At 71.6% G+C, this 16,673-nt stretch carries 15 protein-coding genes; 9 read left to right on the forward strand and 6 right to left on the reverse strand.

Annotated elements, in window-relative coordinates; translation table 11 throughout:
* Window positions 1–261: 261 nt before the first annotated feature.
* Window positions 262–1,935, reverse strand: a complete 1,674-nt coding sequence (locus ACFRFC_RS22370; protein WP_382691763.1) for an APC family permease — start codon at window positions 1,933–1,935, stop codon at window positions 262–264.
* Window positions 1,936–1,993: 58 nt separating this feature from the next.
* Window positions 1,994–2,944, reverse strand: coding sequence for a hypothetical protein (locus ACFRFC_RS22375; RefSeq protein ID WP_382691764.1), 951 nt, complete (start codon window positions 2,942–2,944; stop codon window positions 1,994–1,996).
* Window positions 2,945–3,563: 619 nt separating this feature from the next.
* Here ACFRFC_RS22375 and ACFRFC_RS22380 point away from each other — a divergent pair.
* The 7 genes from ACFRFC_RS22380 to ACFRFC_RS22410 all read left to right on the forward strand — a co-directional run bounded on the left by ACFRFC_RS22380 (window position 3,564) and on the right by ACFRFC_RS22410 (window position 8,983).
* Window positions 3,564–4,472 carry a DMT family transporter gene (locus tag ACFRFC_RS22380; protein WP_382691765.1) on the forward strand — a complete coding sequence of 303 codons (909 nt, stop codon included), beginning with the start codon at window positions 3,564–3,566 and terminating at the stop codon, window positions 4,470–4,472.
* A 223-nt stretch (window positions 4,473–4,695) separates the two neighbouring features.
* Window positions 4,696–5,286: an NUDIX hydrolase gene (locus ACFRFC_RS22385; protein ID WP_382691766.1), complete on the forward strand. Its 591-nt coding sequence runs from the start codon at window positions 4,696–4,698 to the stop codon at window positions 5,284–5,286.
* 108 nt (window positions 5,287–5,394) lie between these two features.
* On the forward strand, window positions 5,395–5,787 hold the full coding sequence (locus tag ACFRFC_RS22390) for a YidH family protein (RefSeq protein WP_382691767.1): 393 nt from the start codon (window positions 5,395–5,397) through the stop codon (window positions 5,785–5,787).
* Between the two features lie 6 nt (window positions 5,788–5,793).
* The gene (locus ACFRFC_RS22395) at window positions 5,794–6,120 is read left to right on the forward strand and encodes a DUF202 domain-containing protein (protein WP_382691768.1); all 327 of its coding nucleotides are present in this window, start codon (window positions 5,794–5,796) and stop codon (window positions 6,118–6,120) included.
* Window positions 6,121–6,305: 185 nt separating this feature from the next.
* Window positions 6,306–6,602: a hypothetical protein gene (locus tag ACFRFC_RS22400; RefSeq protein WP_382691769.1), complete on the forward strand. Its 297-nt coding sequence runs from the start codon at window positions 6,306–6,308 to the stop codon at window positions 6,600–6,602.
* A gap of 138 nt (window positions 6,603–6,740) precedes the next feature.
* Window positions 6,741–7,763: a phosphotransferase family protein gene (locus tag ACFRFC_RS22405; RefSeq protein ID WP_382691770.1), complete on the forward strand. Its 1,023-nt coding sequence runs from the start codon at window positions 6,741–6,743 to the stop codon at window positions 7,761–7,763.
* 5 nt (window positions 7,764–7,768) lie between these two features.
* Window positions 7,769–8,983, forward strand: a complete 1,215-nt coding sequence (locus ACFRFC_RS22410; RefSeq protein ID WP_382691771.1) for an acyl-CoA dehydrogenase family protein — start codon at window positions 7,769–7,771, stop codon at window positions 8,981–8,983.
* Window positions 8,984–8,995: 12 nt separating this feature from the next.
* Here ACFRFC_RS22410 and ACFRFC_RS22415 read toward each other — a convergent pair whose 3' ends face one another.
* Window positions 8,996–9,589, reverse strand: coding sequence for a TetR/AcrR family transcriptional regulator (locus tag ACFRFC_RS22415; RefSeq protein ID WP_382691772.1), 594 nt, complete (start codon window positions 9,587–9,589; stop codon window positions 8,996–8,998).
* Window positions 9,590–9,731: 142 nt separating this feature from the next.
* Window positions 9,732–10,496, reverse strand: coding sequence for an SDR family oxidoreductase (locus tag ACFRFC_RS22420; protein ID WP_382691773.1), 765 nt, complete (start codon window positions 10,494–10,496; stop codon window positions 9,732–9,734).
* A gap of 175 nt (window positions 10,497–10,671) precedes the next feature.
* Between ACFRFC_RS22420 and ACFRFC_RS22425 the strand changes: the two genes are divergently transcribed.
* Window positions 10,672–11,916 (forward strand): exo-beta-N-acetylmuramidase NamZ domain-containing protein, encoded by a 1,245-nt coding sequence (locus ACFRFC_RS22425; RefSeq protein WP_382691774.1) that lies wholly within the window; start codon window positions 10,672–10,674, stop codon window positions 11,914–11,916.
* A gap of 45 nt (window positions 11,917–11,961) precedes the next feature.
* Here the strand turns inward: ACFRFC_RS22425 and ACFRFC_RS22430 are convergent, their stop codons facing one another.
* Window positions 11,962–14,760 carry a penicillin acylase family protein gene (locus tag ACFRFC_RS22430; protein WP_382691775.1) on the reverse strand — a complete coding sequence of 933 codons (2,799 nt, stop codon included), beginning with the start codon at window positions 14,758–14,760 and terminating at the stop codon, window positions 11,962–11,964.
* A gap of 232 nt (window positions 14,761–14,992) precedes the next feature.
* On the opposite strand from ACFRFC_RS22430, the gene ACFRFC_RS22435 reads away from it, so the two are divergent.
* Window positions 14,993–15,595, forward strand: a complete 603-nt coding sequence (locus tag ACFRFC_RS22435; RefSeq protein ID WP_382691776.1) for a hypothetical protein — start codon at window positions 14,993–14,995, stop codon at window positions 15,593–15,595.
* A gap of 562 nt (window positions 15,596–16,157) precedes the next feature.
* Here the strand turns inward: ACFRFC_RS22435 and soxR are convergent.
* Window positions 16,158–16,619, reverse strand: coding sequence for a redox-sensitive transcriptional activator SoxR (soxR, locus tag ACFRFC_RS22440; RefSeq protein WP_382691777.1), 462 nt, complete (start codon window positions 16,617–16,619; stop codon window positions 16,158–16,160).
* Window positions 16,620–16,673 lie beyond the last annotated feature (54 nt).

Below are 16,673 nucleotides of genomic sequence, written 5' to 3' on the forward strand. Positions count from 1 at the left end.
GGGTCCGGGGGCGCCACGGAAATCGTGGGCTCCGGCGGGGCCGGGGGCGCAACCGACTTCGCTGGCTCCGGCGGGGCCGGAGGCGCCGAGGATTGCGGGGGCTCCGGTAAGGCCGCGGGTGCCCGGGATTTCGGGGGCTCCGGCGGGTCCGGGGGTTTGGCGGGGGTGGGGGTCACCCGTTCATTCGAGCACCCGCGGGCCCCGTCCGGCCAGGGGTCGCGGGTGCTCGTCAGACTTCCGTCAGGTGTGGTGGCGGGGCGGTCAGGACGACCGGGACTCCGCCTCCTTCTCCAGCTGGAACGCCTCGTTGCCGAGGCCGATCCGGGCGTGGGCCTCGGGGTTGCGGGAGCGCATGATCAGGCCCTGGGCCACGCCCCCGACGACGGCGAGGGCGATGATGCCGGGCAGCACCCAGCTCAGCGAGGAGTCCGGGCCGGCGCCGACCAGGACATCGAAGTCCTTGACCGTGTAGACCGCGATCACCACGAGCGCGATGCCCGAGAGCGCCGAGGTGACCAGGCGCCACGCCTGGGTTCCGGCGGCTCCGCGGCGGACGAAGAAGACGATCACGGAGAGGGAGGCGGCGGCCATCAGCAGGATCACGCCGAGCGCGCCGATGTTCCCGAACCAGGTGAACAGGTGCAGGATCGGCGCGGTCGGGTCGCCGTCGGGCCCGTCGTCGGTGACCGCGAAGGCGATCACGATCACGGCGGAGACGGCGGTCTGGAGGAGCGAGCCGGTGCCGGGGGCGCCGCTGGAGCCGGTGGTACGGCCGAAGGCGGACGGCAACAGGCCCTCGCGGCCCATGGCGAACGCGTACCGGGCGACGACGTTGTGGAAGCTGAGCATCGCGGCGAACATGCCGGTCACGAAGAGAATGTGCATGACGTCGGTGAACGTCCCGCCGAGCCGCGACTCGGTGAGGAAGAACAGCAGTCCGGCGCTCTGTTCCTGGGCCGCGGGCACGATCTGGTTCGGACCGGCGGCGACCGTCAGGGCCCAGCTGCTGAAGGCGAAGAAGACGGCGACCCCGGCCACCGCGAGGAACATCACGCGCGGCACCAGGATGTGCGGGCGGCTGGTCTCCTCGGCGTACACGGGGGCCTGCTCGAAGCCGAGGAAGGCCGCGATGCAGAAGCACAGCGCGGTGCCGACGCCCACGCCGCTGAGGGTGTCCGGGTTGAAGGCGTGCAGCGACAGGCCCTCGGGGCCGGGGTCGCCGAGGGCGGCGATGTCGAAGATCACGACCAGCGCGACCTCGATGATCAGCAGGACGCCCAGCACCTTCGCGTTGACGTCGATCTTCAGCCAGCCGAGCGCGCCGACCACGGCGAGCCCCACCAGCGCCGGGATCCACCAGGCGATCGTCACCTCGGCGTACGTCGCGAGCAGCCCGGCGACCTCGAAGCCGAAGATGCCGTAGATACCGGCCTGGAGGGCGTTGTAGGCGACCAGGGCGAGCATCGCGGCGCCCGCTCCGGCGGTGCCGCCGAGACCGCGGGAGATATAGGCGTAGAACGCGCCCGCGTTGTGGACATGGCGGCTCATCTCGGCGTACCCGATGCCGAACAGGACGAGGACCACGCCCAGGAAGACGAAGAGGAGCGGCTGTCCGACGATGCCCATCACCGCGAATGTGGTGGGCATGACACCGGCGACGACCATGAGCGGGGCGGTCGCGGCGAGCACGGAGAGCAGCAGGCCCCCGGTACCGAGGCGGTCGGCGCGCAGGGCGCGTTCCTGGCCCTTGAAGGTGCTGATGCCGTCGGAGGAGGAGGCGGCGGCGGACGCGGCGGAGGGGCTGGTCTTGCCGGGAGTGCTGGTGCCGGGAGCGTTTGTACTGGCAGCGCTCGTACCGGACGTGCTCGTACCGGATGTGCTCGTGCTGGATCTGCTTGTGCTGGATCTGCTCGTGTGGGAACTGCCGGTGCTCATCGGGGGCGGATCCTTTCGAACGGGCGGGATCGAGGCTCGGGCGGATGGGATCGGGTGTTCAGGTCGTGCCGAGCGCGCTGTCGCGGGCGGCACGGAAGGCGGGGTGCGGTTCACGGTCCGGGTAGGACCAGGGCTGCGGTGTGAAGCGGTCGCCGATGCGGTGGAAGAGGGCGGCGGCCTCGGCGGGCCGGCCCTCGCAGAATTTGGCGTGGGCGAGGAAGTTCAGGTCCACCAGGCGGCGCGGATGGTCCTCGTGCTCCCACTCCAGCCACCAGTCGAACGCGGCCTTCATCACCTGGCGGGCCCGGCGTCCCGCCCAGTGCCCGGAGGCCACCGGGTCGGTGGGCAGCTGACCGGCGGCGGCGAGCACCCGGAACCGCTCGGCGTGCGCGACGACCGGCAGGATGGCGAGCGGGGAGTCGGCGGGCGCCTGCTCGGCGGCCCAGTTGGCGAAGTCGTACACCTCGTGCAGCGGGTCCCTGCCGGTGTCGGTCAGCCGCTCGGCGAGCCGGGCCACCAGCAGCTGGTGGGCGTGGTGGTGGTCGGGGTGGCGGTGCCGGACCTCGTCGAAGAGCCGGACCACGTCCTCGTCGGAGCCAAGGGAACGTTCCAGCAGCAGCAGGCCGAGCCAGGGGGTGGGGTCGGCGGGGTCGCGGCCGGCGGCGGCCCGGCACGCCTCGCGGGCCCGCTCCGGCTTCAGCTTGCCGCGCAGGGCGCTGTGCACCTGGGCGAAGGCGGCGAGTACGGCGGCGTCGGCGGACTCGGGCTCGGCGATCTGCCAGTCACCCGCCCAGGCGGCGGTGTACGACTCGGCGCCCAGGACGGTGACCCGGTGGCCGCGGCGGTCCCAGTCGTCGCCGGTGCGCACCAGCAGGGAACGGACCGCCTGCCAGCGGCCTTGGGCCAGCGCGGCCCGCGCGGCACTGAGTTCGGTGTCGTCGAGAGCCGCGTCGTGGGCCTGGGCCGCTCGCCTGCGGCCTCGGCCGAGGGGAGGCGGGGGTGGGGGCACCGCGGGAACTTCCTCAGCGACGAATTGGGGGGTCGGCGCGTTATCGCCCGATCACGCACAGCAAATCGGCAGCCAACGCTTACCGTCAAGTGCGTTCCATGCGTGACACGCGTCAATTCGTGTGAAGGGAGGGGCAGTTGTGACGACCTTATGGAGATCGGCGCACGCGGGCTGTGATGCGGGGTGGGGGGTGTGGCGTACGTCATAGGGACGGTTCCCGGCCATACGGGGCGCCGGTCCGTCGTGCGTCGCCGAGGCCGGGGAGGGTCCGGCTCCGGTGCTCCGGTGTTCTGGCGTTCCGGTGTTCTGGCGTTCCGGTACGTGTGTGGCGTACGCCATAGCGTTCGGGGGTGCGGAGACGGACTATGGGACGTAGGTCGCGCCGACGCCCGCCTCCGTCGCAGGGCATCGCGGCCGACATTCCGCGTCACCACCACATCTCCCCCATTTCCTCCATTCCCCCACATACAGCTCATCCCGTGTCCCGGTATCCCGCTCCGACGCCGACGTACTCCCGGTGGATCGCCTGCGGGCCCTCCGGGGGCAGTGCCGCCCCCGGGCCACTACAGTCGGCCGTACCGCACCCCGTGTTTCCGGCCGGATGATCCTGAGGTACAGCGTGTCGGTTCTGGTCCTGGTTCTCGCCGTGAGTGCCGCCTGCTGTCTGGGCTTCGGCTTCGTCCTCCAGCAGAACGTGGCTCAGCGCGCGCCGCTCGGCGACTTCCTCTCCCCGCGGCTGCTGCTCGACCTGATGAAGGTGCCGCGCTGGCTCGGCGGCATCGGGCTGATGGCGGCCGGTATGGCCCTGGGCGCGATCGCGCTCGGCCACGGCCAGCTCTCCCTCGTCGAGCCGCTGCTCGCGACCAACCTCCTGTTCGCCCTCGCGCTGTCCCGGCGCCAGACCAAGCAGCCCCTGGGGCGGCAGGGCTGGGCCGGGCTCGCGCTGCTCGCGGGCGGGGTGACGACATTCATCGTGGCGGGGCAGCCGCACGGCGGTACGGCGGTCACCGATCCGGTACGGCCCTGGCTGATCATCGGCGTGATGGTGGGACTGGCGATGCTGCTCACCGGGTACGCCAAGCGCGCCCGGCTCAGCTCCGCGCCGGTGCTGCTGGCGCTGGCGGCGGGTCTGCTCTACGGCGTCCAGGACGCGCTGACCCGGGTGAGCGGGCAGCGCTTCAGCGAGGGCGGGATGCTGGAACTGCTGACCGGCTGGCAGCCGTACGCCGTGCTGGTGCTGGGCGTCACCGGGCTGATCCTGGTGCAGAGCGCGTTCGAGACGGGCTCGCTGCGGATGTCGCTGCCCGCGCTGACCGCCGCCCAGCCGATCGCCGGGATCATCTGCGGCGTCGGCTTCCTCGGCGACCGTCTGCGCACCGACACGGGCGCACTGGCCTGGGAGGCCGCGGGCCTCGCCGCCGTCGTCGCGGGCATCGTCCTGCTCGGCATGCATCCCGCGATGCCCCGGGGGGCCACGGCGGCCACCACGGCGACCATGGGGCGGCTTCAGCCTGTTCGGCCCAGTTGAGGGTGTCTGGCCTCGGTGCCGCGGTCCCAGGCAAGTAGGCCCGTCCCGCTTGGGGTGGTTCGCCGGGTGCGGGTGTGTGGGTGGCTGCTCGCGCAGTTCCCCGCGCCCCTGAAAGAGGCCGGCGTTCCGGGCGCCTCCGCCGGGCAGCACCCGGCATCCCGCAATCCCAGCCAGGTGAGGCGCCTGCGCCCGGGCGGTGGGGGCGGGCTGCTTGGATGCGGGCATGAGTGCAGCTGACGAGATTCTTGACGTCGTCGATGAGCGGGACCGGGTGATCGGGCAGGCACCGCGCGGTGCCGTGTACGCCCGGGGGCTCCGGCATCGGTGTGTGTTCGTGCAGGTCAGGGATGGTGTCGGGCGGATCTTCGTGCATCGCCGGACAGCGACCAAGCTGGTGTTTCCGGCGCTGTACGACATGTTCGTCGGCGGGGTGGTCGGCGCGGGCGAGTCGTACGACGACGCCGCGTTGCGGGAGGCCGAGGAGGAGCTGGGGGTCTCGGGGCTGCCTGGACCGTCGTACCTCTTCAAGTTCCTCTACGACGACGGGGCCGGGCAGACCTGGTGGTCCGCCGTCTACGAGGTGCGCTGCGAGCTGCCGGTGCGGCCCCAGGTCGAGGAGGTGGCCTGGCACGACTTCCTGCCCGAGAGCGAGCTGGAGTCGCGGCTCGGGGCGGGGCGGCAGCAAATAGGGCAGCGGGAGGGACAGTGGGAAGGACAGCGGGAAGGACAGCGGGAGGGTGCCTGGGAGTGGGTGCCGGACGGGGTGGCCGCGTATCGGCGGCTGCGGGAGTATCGCTCGGCGGGTCGCGGGTAGCCGGTCGCGGATCGCGGTCGCGAGTAGCGGTCGCGGATCGCGGTCGCGGGTAGCGCATCGCGCCCCCGGGCAGGCGGGACGCCGACCCCAGGGCCTAAGGTCGGACATGTGAGCGAATTTGTGCGGAACGTCCGGCTGTGGTTCGCCCCCGAGCGGGTGAGCGCGGAGGGCCGCACCCCCGACTACCGGTTCTCGCTGGCGAACGAACGCACCTTTCTGGCCTGGCTGCGCACCGCGCTGGCCCTGATCGGCGGAGGTTTCGCCGTCGATCAGTTTCTGCCGGAGCTGCGCTGGGCGGTACGGGTCGCGCTCGCGCTGGCGCTGCTCGCGGCGGGGGTGCTGTGCTCGCTGCGGGCGGTCAATCACTGGGTGCGCTGCGAGCGGGCGATGCGGCGCGGCGAGGATCTTCCGGTGTCACGGTTCCCGGCGCTGCTGAGCCTGGTCGTCGCGGTGGTGGCGCTGGGGATGGTCGTGGTCGTGGTGTTCGGCTGGGAGGGGTGAGCCCTCATGAGCGGTGAGGTCGGCCCGGCCCGGGATCCCGGGCTCCAGCCCGAGCGGACCCGGCTGGCCTGGCGGCGTACGACCCTCGCGGGCACCGTCGCCGCCGTGCTCGCCGTACGGACCACCCTGCGCGGAGGTTTCTCGGTCGCCGCCGCTCTCGCCTGCGCCGCGTGCTGTCTGCTGTGGCTGGGCTTCCTGCTGATCGCCCACCGGCGGATACGCGCCCTCGCGGCGCAGACCCGGCCGCCCGCACTGCCCGTGCGCCAGGCCGCGGCGGCGACGCTGTGCACGGTCGCGCTGGCCGTGTGCGCGGCGGCGGCGCTGATCTTCTGACCCGGGCGGGTCATGGATGCCCGCGCCCTTCCCGTTCCCATTCCACGGCATGAACCGCAAGGCATGAACCGCGAGGGACGAACCGCGAGGCACGAACCGCGAGGCACGCCACCGATATGCCCCTTATGCTCCCTTTCGTATGGCAATCTGTCCGTCGCCATTTCCCCCACCCCAAGGTGAGCAGCATGACCACCACACACCTCGAACACTCCGCCCACGCGCACACCCACGGCCCGGGCTGTGGTCACACCGCCGTGCCGCACGGCGATCACGTCGACTACGCGCACGACGGGCATCTGCACCGCGCGCACGACGGGCACTGGGACGAGTGCGAGTCCGCCGGGCACACCGCCCACGCGGGGCACGAGCACCGGCACGGCGAGGACTGCGGCCATGCCTCGGTGCTGCACGGCGACCATGTGGACTATGTCCACGACGGCCACCGGCACGCCGCCCACGGCGACCACTGGGACGACCACTAGGCCGGAATCCGCCCCTGAGGGTCTCAGGACCTGACGATCCAGGGTGGCCCGGGTCACGTTCACCCGTGGGCGTCTGGACGGCATACCGACCGGTCGGCATCATGGTCACGTCCCGTTCACGTGTCCGTAGGAGCGACGATGGCCGCCGACCACCCGCCAGGTCTCGATCCCGTACGGCTGCGCGCTCTGCTCGACCGTGAGCGGCCCGGCATGGTGGCCGGGCCGCTCACGGCGCGGCTGATCGAGGGCGGACGGTCGAATCTCACGTACACCGTCACCGACGGCAGTGCCCGGTGGGTCGTACGGCGTCCGCCGCTCGGGCATGTGCTGGCCACCGCGCACGACATGCGGCGCGAGCACCGGGTGATCAGCGCCCTGCACCCAACAGCCGTCCCGGTGCCGGAGCCGCTGCTGCTGTGCGAGGACGAGGAGGTGCTGGGGGCGCCGTTCTACGTGATGGAGTTCGTGCCCGGCACCCCCTACCGCACCGCCGGGCAGCTCGCCCCGCTGGGCCCCGAGCGCACCCGCGAGGCGGTGCTGGCGCTGGTGGACACGCTGGTGGAGCTGCACGCGGTGGACCCCGGGGCGGTGGGACTCGGCGACTTCGGGCGCCCCGACGGGTTCCTGGACCGGCAGCTGCGCCGCTGGGGCAAGCAGCTGGACGCCTCCCGCGACCGCGACCTCGCGGGCATCGACGAACTGCACGCCGCACTCGGCCGCGCGCTGCCCCGCTCCCCCGCCCCGGCCGTGATCCACGGCGACTACCGGCTCGACAACGTCCTCCTGGACGGCGCCGACAAGATCGCCGCCGTCCTGGACTGGGAGATGTCCACGCTCGGCGATCCGCTGACCGATCTGGGCCTGCTGGTGATGTACGGCATCCCGCTGGGCACGCCCGACTCGCCGGTCTCCACCACCGCCGAGGCCGCCGGGCACCCCGCGCCCGCCGAGCTGATCGAGCGGTACGCGGCCCGCTCGGGGCGTGATGTGTCGGCGGTGTCCTGGTACACGGCGTTCGCCTGGTTCAAGCTCGCCGTGATCCTGGAGGGCATCCACTACCGCTACACGCTGGGGCAGACCGTCGGGCGGGGCTTCGACCGCATCGGCGAGCTGGTGCCCGTCTTCATCGCGCACGGACTGACGACTCTCCAGGAAGGCTGACCGGCATGGACTTCGCGTTCGACGCCCGCACCGAGGAACTGCGCGGCACTCTGCTCGCGTTCATGGACGAGTACGTGTATCCGGCGGAGGCGGTCGCTGAGGAGCAGCGCGCGGCCCTGGCCTCGCCCTGGGACACACCGGCCGTGGTGGAGGAGCTGAAGGCCGAGGCGCGGCGGCGCGGGCTGTGGAATCTGTTCCTGCCGGACCCCGAGCACGGCGCCGGGCTGACCAACCTCCAGTACGCGCCGCTCGCCGAGATCACCGGCCGCTCCCCGCAGCTCGCGCCCACCGCGACCAACTGCGCCGCGCCCGACACCGGCAACATGGAGGTGCTCGCGCAGTTCGGCGACGAGGAGCAGAAGAAGCGGTGGCTCCATCCGCTGCTCGCCGGGGAGATCCGCTCGGCGTTCGCGATGACCGAGCCGGAGGTGGCCTCCTCGGACGCCACCAACATCACGACCCGGATCGAGCGGGAGGGTGACGAATACATCATCACCGGGCGCAAGTGGTACATCTCCGGGGCGATGAACCCGGACTGCGCGATCTTCATCGTGATGGGCAAGACCGATCCGGACGGGCCGGATCCGCGCCGCCAGCAGTCCATGGTGCTGGTCCCGCGCGACACGCCCGGTGTCACGGTCCGGCGCGCGATGCGGGTGTTCGGCTACGAGGACCACTCCCACGGCGGCCACGCCGAGGTTGTGTTCGACCACGCGCGCGTGCCGGTGTCGCAGCTGATCGGCGAGGAGGGCGGCGGCTTCGCCATCGCTCAGGCCCGGCTCGGGCCCGGCCGGATCCATCACTGCATGCGGCTGATCGGCATGGCGGAACGGGCGATCGAGCTGATGTGCCGGCGGGCGGTGTCCCGTACGGCGTTCGGCAAGTCGCTGGCGGAGCAGGGCGTGGTCCACAACTGGATCGCGGACGCGCGGGTGACCGTCGAGCAGTTGCGGCTGCTGGTGCTGAAGACGGCCTGGCTGATGGACACCGTCGGCAACAGGGGCGCGCACACCGAGATCCAGGCCATCAAGATCGCGACGCCCCGCGCGGTCGTGCGGATCCTCGACCAGGCGATCCAGCTGCACGGGGCGGGCGGGGTGAGCCAGGACTTCCCGCTGGCCGAGCTGTACGCCGGGGCGCGCACGCTGATGATCGCGGACGGGCCGGACGAGGTGCACCAGCGGTCGCTGGCGCGGCGGGAGCTGAAGAAGTACCTCTAGGCTCCGTGTCGCCTACGGCCGCAGCGCCCGCAGCAGCAGGTCCGCCAGGTGGTCGGCGACCTGCTGCGGGGTGAGGGGGCCGTCGGGGCGGTACCAGGTCGACAGGTGGTGGACGGAGCCGAAGTGGTAGTCCACGACCAGGTCGGCGGGGGTGGCGTCGGAGAAGACGCCCTTGTGCTGGCCCTCCTCGATGAGCGCGCGGAAGCGTTCGTGGTAGCGGCGGCGCTCGGCGCGGACCTGCTTGTTCTTCTCCGGGCTGAGGTGGTGCATCGAGCGGAAGAAGATCATCGCGTCGTCGAGGTTCTCGATGGTGGTGACCACCACGTCCGCCGCCGCGTCCCGCAAGCGCTGCTCCACCGGCTCGTCGGCGTCGGCGAAGGCGTCGAGACGTTCCTGCTGGACGCGCAGCATCCGCGCGTACACCTCGTGCAGCAGATCGTCCTTGGAGCCGAAGTAGTGGTAGAGCGCGCCCTTGGTGACGCCCGCGGCCTCGACGATCTCCTGCACGGAGGTGCGGTCGTAGCCCTGCTCGGCGAAGAGCCGGGTGGCGGCGGCCAGCAGCCGCTGCGGGACGGGGGTCCCTGCTTCGTCCGTCGTCCTGGGCACTGCCGCCACCTGCCTTCCGTGATGCACTGCTGACGTTCCCGCGAACGGGAGCGCGACTCCCGACGGAGGATCTTCCCACTGGGCCATCCGGGCACGTCGGGCAGGATCTCCACCGGCCGCCGGGATGTGGGGGCGGCCCGGCTCACCGCCTGGCCTCCCAGGTGCGCTGGAGGTGGTTCATGCCGCTCAGCCAGCGGTCCGGGTCGGCGGCGCGCGCCTGGTGGTACTCGGCGACCTCAGGGTGCGGCAGGATCAGGAACCGGTCCTCGGCCATGCCCTTGAACAGGGCGTCGGCCACGTCCCGCGGCTCGATCGCGGTCGGCTTGAGGACCAGGTCCCCCGCGCTGCCGGCGGCGGCCAGCATGTCGGTGCGCACCCCTTGCGGGCAGATGGCGTGCACCTTCAGCCCGCGGTGCCGGTACGTCAGCGACAGCCACTCGGCGAAGGCGTGGGCGCCGTGCTTGGTGACGCTGTAGGGGGCGGCGCCGATCATGGTGAGCAGCCCGGCGGCGGAGACGGTCGACACGAACCGCCCGCTGCCACGCTCCAGCCACCCCGGCAGCAGCGCCCGCGCCGCCCGCACGTGTGCCATCACATTGACGTCCCAGGCGGCGGCCCACACGTCCTCCTCGGCGGCCTCCGAGCCACCGGAGCCGAGCCCGGCGTTGGCGCAGTAGACATCGACGGTGCCGTCGAGCGCGTCGAGCGCGGCGTCCACGATCCCGGAGGCGTCCCCGGGGAGGGCGATCCCGCCGATCTCCCGGGCCACGGCCCCGGCCTTCCCTGCGTCGAGGTCATTGACGACGACCCGCGCTCCTTCGGCGCCGAACCGCCGGGCGAGCGCGGCCCCGATCCCGCCGCCCGCCCCGGTGACGACCACTCCGGCACCCCGCACGCTGACCACCATCGTCCTCCAGCCTCACGATCCGGACCCCGCCAGGCCAGACTAACCGGTCGGTATGTCACTGGTAAGGGCACGCACCCGCCACGGAAGGCAGGACGGGGTACCGGCGCGCGGGCGCGACAGGCCCGGGACCGCCCGCACCCTCCCCACACCCCCGCCGGCACCTACCTTGCCCCTCATGCCCCCATCGAGACGTACGGTCCTCGCCACGGCCACCGCCGCACTGGCGCTCTCGCCCGCCCCGGCCGGAGCCGAGGAAGATCCCCGCCGACTCCGTACCCTCCGTACCGGCTTCGAGTGTCTGTCGGCGGACGGCTACACCCTCCTGGATGGCGCCCGCGCGGGGATCGTCACCAACCCCACCGGTGTGACCCGCGAGGTCCGCCACCTCGTGGACGTCATGCACGCCGACGAACGGGTGAACCTCACCGCCGTGTTCGGCCCGGAGCACGGATTCCGCGGTACCGCCCAGGCGGGCGGCTCCGAGGGCCGTTACGACGATCCGGCGACCGGCCTGCCCGTCCACGACACGTACGGCCTGTCGGGCCAGCCGCTGGCGGACGTCTTCACCGCGTCCGGCGTGGACACGGTGGTCTTCGACATCCAGGATGTCGGCGCCCGCTTCTACACCTACATCTGGACGCTGTACGACTGCATGGAGGCGGCCCGGCTGGCCGGGAAGCGGTTCGTCGTCCTGGACCGGCCGAACCCGGTCACCGGGCGCGGCGCGTACGGGCCGGTGCTGGAACCCCGGTACGCGAGTTTCGTCGGCCGGCGGCCCCTCGCGCAGGCCCACGGCATGACGGTCGGCGAGCTGGCCGGGCTGTTCAACGGGGAGTTCCTGGCGGCGCCGGTGCCGCTGGACGTCGTACCGATGACGGGGTGGCGGCGGTCGGACTTCTACGACGCGTCGGGGCTGCCGTGGGTGCCGCCGAGCCCGAACATGCCGACGCCGGACACCGCGCTGGTCTACGCGGGGACCTGTCTGTTCGAGGGGACGAACCTCTCCGAGGGGCGCGGCACCACCCGTCCCTTCGAACTGCTCGGCGCGGAGGGCCTGGACGGGCGCTGGGCCGCCGCCGTGAATGAAGAGGGGCTGCCGGGCGTGCGGTTCCGGGAGGCGTACTTCACACCGACGTTCTCCAAGTTCCCGAACCGGACCGTCGGCGGTGTCCAGATCCATGTGCACGACCGGGACGCCTACGACCCGGTGCGGACCGGGATCGCGCTGCTCGTGACCGCCAAGCGGTCCTGGAGCGGCTTCCGCTGGCTGGCGAACCACTGGATCGACACCCTCACCGGCTCCGCCCTGGTCCGCACGATGATCGACGCCGGGGCGGACGCCGACGAGGTGGTGGCGGCCTGGCAGGACGAGCTGGCGGCGTTCCGGCGGACGCGGGCGGGGTATCTGCTGTACCGCTGAGCCGGCCGGTGCCGGCTCAGCGGTCTGACATGGCTCGACTGTGACTCAGCGGTGTGACGTGAACTCCACGACCTGCTGGTAGGTCGGCCGGTTCTGCCAGCTGATATTGGGGTGCGTGATGCCGCCGAGGGCCCGCTGGTTGAGCGAGTCGGCGCACCACTGGTCACCGGCGGCGCACAGGTCGTCGCCGGGGTAGACCTGGGCGGGGGTCTTGGCGGCGGCCTGTTTGAGGGTGGTGATCAGGGCGTCCCGGCAGGCGGTGAGGGAGCCGTCCCCGCAGTAGGTGTCGCCGAGCGGGCCCTGGACGGGCTCACCGAGCACCGCGCGGATGTCCTTGTCGACATAGCTCCACCAGCCGTACTGGAAGGCGCTTCCGGCGTGGGCGCCGGTCGCGCCGTGGGCGGCGGACGGGGACTCGTCGACGGGCAGATTCGCGGTGATCGCCGTGTACAGCTCGCTGCCGAGGCCGGGTTCGAACTGGGCCTTGACCAGCAGCGGCCACCAGGCGTCCAGGATCCGGATGGCGTCGGCGTGGGCGTAGGTCTTGGAGCCCGCCGAGGTCTCGGTGCGTTTGCCGCCCGCTGTCAGCCACGCCTGGAGCTTGCTCAGCGCCGAGGCCGCCGCCGGATCGGTTACGGGGGTGCTGGTGAGGACCTTCAGCAGGTCGGGCAGCACCTGCTCGGCGCGCAGGTCGGCGAGGCCCGCGTCGGCCATGGCCTTGACCAGCGCGGACCGGGTCACCCCGCCCTGCTCCACGAGTTTCCTCACCCGGTCGTCCAGCAGATCGCCGCGGTGCACCGAGCCGTTGCCCCAGGGGGCGGATGCATAGTCCGTGGCCTGTTTGTTGTTCCAGGAGATGTAGTAGTCCTGGTCGATGGAGTTCGGGTGCTGGGACGGCGGGGTGTAGTCGGCGGTGTTGGTCGCCGGGTCCCAGCCACGCCATTCGTACGCCGGCTGCGCCCAGACCGGGAACTCCGGGTCGACGCCGGTCGCGCGGACCGGGTTGTCGCCGCTGTTGTAGTAGGCGGTGTGCGCGGAGTCGGCGTAGAACCAGTTGAAGGTGTAGTTGATGTGCTGCACCGCCTGCTGGAAGGTCTGCGCGCTGTTCACCTGGCCGGGGTCGTTGAGCATCTGGAAGCCGATGATCGACTCGGCCTCGTTGAGGAAGGACGAGCGCAGGGTGGTGTAGGCGACCTTCTTGCCGCCGACGGTGGCGCGGTACTCGACGGGACCGTACTCGGTGCGCCACACCCGCATGGTGTACGAACCGGCGGCGGTGCCGTCGGCGACGGTCGGCGTCCAGGAGTTCTTCTGCTCGACCTTCTCCATGGGCGTGCACACGCCCCGGTAGAGATAGTGGTAGTCGTCCTGGCACAGCTCGACGGCGTAGGTGTCGATGATGTCCTGGCCGGAGGTGGTGGCGCTCCAGGCGTAGTCCTGGCCACGGCCGAGCAGGACATACATGCCGAGTCCGGCGAAGGTGGCGCCGCGGGCGCTGAGGCCCGGACCCTGGATCTCCTGGAGCATCAGCAGCTGTGGCGCGAAGTAGCCGGTCTGCGGCCCGAACACGGCGATGGGGTTCCCGCTCGCGGTGTGCTCGCCGCTGACCACCAGGGCGTTGGACATGCCGCGTTTGGCGGAGGTGACGGCGTCAGCGGCGGCGTCGGCGGAGGTGCCGGTGGCCGCCTGGGTGGCCGCGCTGCCGGTGCGGTCGTAGACAAGGGGTTCCTGGACGACCGAGCCGGGGTCGGGCAGGGCGGTGCCCTGCGGGTTCTCGGGTTTGGTGCCGTACGGGAAGCTGCCGTCCTGGACGGTCAGTACGGCCTCGGGGTCGTTGCGCTCGCGGAAGGACTCCCAGACCTCGGTGCCCTGCTGCACGCCGTACCGCTGCTGGGCGGCGAGCAGCGAGAGGGCGTTGTTGACCTCGCCGCCGCCGCCGGCGCCGAAGAGTGAGCCGATCACGGAGGCGAGGGCGACCAGGTCGGTGGATTTGAAGGGCTTGATGGTGCCCGCGTTGGTGAGGGAGTCCTTGTGGCCGGTGAGGACGTACTCGCCGGGGAAGTAGCGGCCGCTGTCGGAGGCGGCGATGTAGGCGTTGATGCCGTCGACGTAGGCGTTCACGTCGGCGAGGGCCTGGCGGCCCCGTTCGCCGTTGGTCGCGGTGGCGCGGTCGATCTGGGCCTGGAGGTCGGCCTCGGTGTAGGGGGCGTTGCGCCAGAAGGTCTGTTCCAGGCCCTGGTTGTCGAGGGCGCCGCCCGCGAAGGAGGTGAGCTGGCCCCGGCCGACGTGCCGGAACAGGTCCATCAGCCAGAGCCGGTCCTGGGCGGCGGCGTAACCGGCGCCGAACTCGGTGCCGTAGCGGGTGGTGCCCGTGATGTGCGGCACACCTGTCTTCTTGTCGCGGACGATGGTGACGTCCGTGCGTCCGGCGGGCTGGAGGGTGGAGGCGACCTGGTCGGCGGGGACGCCGAAGGAGGCGTCGTTGAAGAAGGTGTTGAGGGTGGCGTCGGTCAGCGACTGGTAGCCGGTGGGGAGCTTGGCATAGGGCCCGAGCTGGTCCTGGGCGTGTTCGGGCTGGGTGCCGAATGCCTGGTTGAGCAGGATCTGGGCGAGGGTGGCGTTGCCGTTCTGGCCGGGCGGCAGGATGTCCGAGCACTGGTTGCCGCAGTGGTCCGCGACCGCCGCCGCATCGGCCACCGTGGGGGTGGTGGCCGAGGCGGCTTGGGAAAGCGGAGACAAAAGCCCGGCAATCAGAGCGCATACGGAGACGGTCTTCAGGAACCCACGAGGAGTGTGGGGAGTTCTCAGTCTGTCGAGGTCGGTGCGTGGGGTGCGCCGTGACATGGCAGCTCCTCCCGATGGGGATGGGGCCGGACGTTACCGGCGGTATCCCCCGGTTAAAAGATGAACATGCGTCAAGTTTTCGGGTCGCTCCCGCTGCTCGGCGGGGCCGCCGGAAATCAGTGAGAGCCGGAAGGGAGCCGAATCGCTTGTCGATACGTCTATTCGGCGAAGTCCGTTCGATGACGCCGCAGTGACCGAAGTACAGGTGCAGGTGTGACGGAGGTGCAGGGCGATGGCCGGTTTCCGGAGTCTGGCAAGACAGGTGCGCGACCCTCGGTGCGATCTGGCACTACGGCGCTATTCACTGCGCAAGTGCCTTGAGCGATTTGCCCCTTATGGGCATAGAGCGACCTGGGATCATCTGTGCTCCCGGGCCGGGTTCGGCCCCGAGGACCGCTCTCCCGACCCGGTGCGGCTCGTGGCCGCGCTGGAGGAGCTGGAGGAGGCGCGGGTGGTCTGGCTGGCCTATGAGACCGAGTTCGCCGAGCGCCGCAGGAAGGAGAAGCACGACGGGCTGCGCAGGCCGGGCACCGTGGACGACTGGCACCGGCTGACCTGGGGCGGATTCGGCGCCGCGTGGTGCGACGACCCCCGGGTGCACCCCGGTGAGCCCCTCGCGGAGGTGCTGCGCCGGCTGATCGCGGCCCTGGAGCGCGAGCCGGGCGCCGACTGCCCCGTCTGCGGCGGCGAGCGCCTCGTCTGGAAATACGAACTCGACCACGAGCCGTCCTCCGGCCCGGTCTGCACGGACTGCGGAATCCTGGTCCCACGCCCGGTGCTCACGGCGGAGGCACTGGCCTATGCGCGACGCGGGCCACTGCTGATGTCGGCGTAGGCGCTGCCGCGCGGGGTGCCGGGTGCCGCGGCGCTGGCCGGCGGGACTGTGCAGGGTGGGTAAGGGGGTCGGTAGCGAGGTGGTGCGGGATCGGTGGCGAGGCGAGTGCCGGGTCGGGACGCAGGTGGGTGCGACGTCGGTGGCCAAGCGGGTGCCGGGTCGGGACTGAGGCGGGTGCGGGATCGGTGGCGAGGCGAGTGCCGGGTCGGGGCTGAGGTGGGTGCGAGGTCGGTGGCGGGTCGGTGGCCCGAGGTGAGCGCGAGGTCGGTCAAGGGTCAGCGCCCAGGTGGGTGCGGGTACCGGGCTGTTGGGTCCGCGCCGGGCGGGACCTGAACGCCGGTGACCGGGCAACGTCAGGCGATGGGCTGAGACCCGTATCCGCCGGGCGGACACCCTTACCCCGTCCACGGGCGAACGTGCGGGCTCCAACGCCGCGTTGGTGGCAGCCGCGCCGGCCATGACGCCCTGAGGGGCGCGGGGAACTGCGCGAATCACCACGAACCACCCGCACCCGACGTCCGACCTCCCGTACCGGCACCCGGCACGCGGCACGGACCGCCCCTTACCGCCGCCGCTCCACCAGCAGCCGCGACCCCGCCCGTTCCTGGCCGAACGCGTCGTCGGGGTTGGACAGCACACAGCCGTCCAGCGACAGACACCCGCACCCGATGCAGTCGGTCAGATGATCCCGCAGCCGATTGAGCTGCCGGATCCGCTCGTCCAGCTCCGAGCGCCACGCCTGTGACAGCTTCGCCCAGTCCTCGCGCGTCGGCGTCCGCTCCTCCGGCAGTTCCGCCAGCGCCTCACGGATCGTGGCGAGCGGGATGCCGACCCGCTGTGCCGCCCGGACGAAGGCGACCCGCCGCAGGGCGTCACGCGAGTACCGGCGCTGATTGCCCGTCGTCCGGCGGCTGCTGATCAACCCCTTGGACTCGTAGAAGTGCAGCGCGGACACGGCCGCGCCGCTGCGCGCCGACAACTGGCCGACGGTGAGTTCATGGATGTTCTCAGGAATCTGCGGCATCACCGCAACCCTACCCATCCGCCGGAATCCCCTCCGTTGACATCGTCACCGCCC

The sequence above is a fragment of the Streptomyces sp. NPDC056734 genome (assembly GCF_042790455.1).
Classification (GTDB): Bacteria; Actinomycetota; Actinomycetes; order Streptomycetales; family Streptomycetaceae; genus Streptomyces.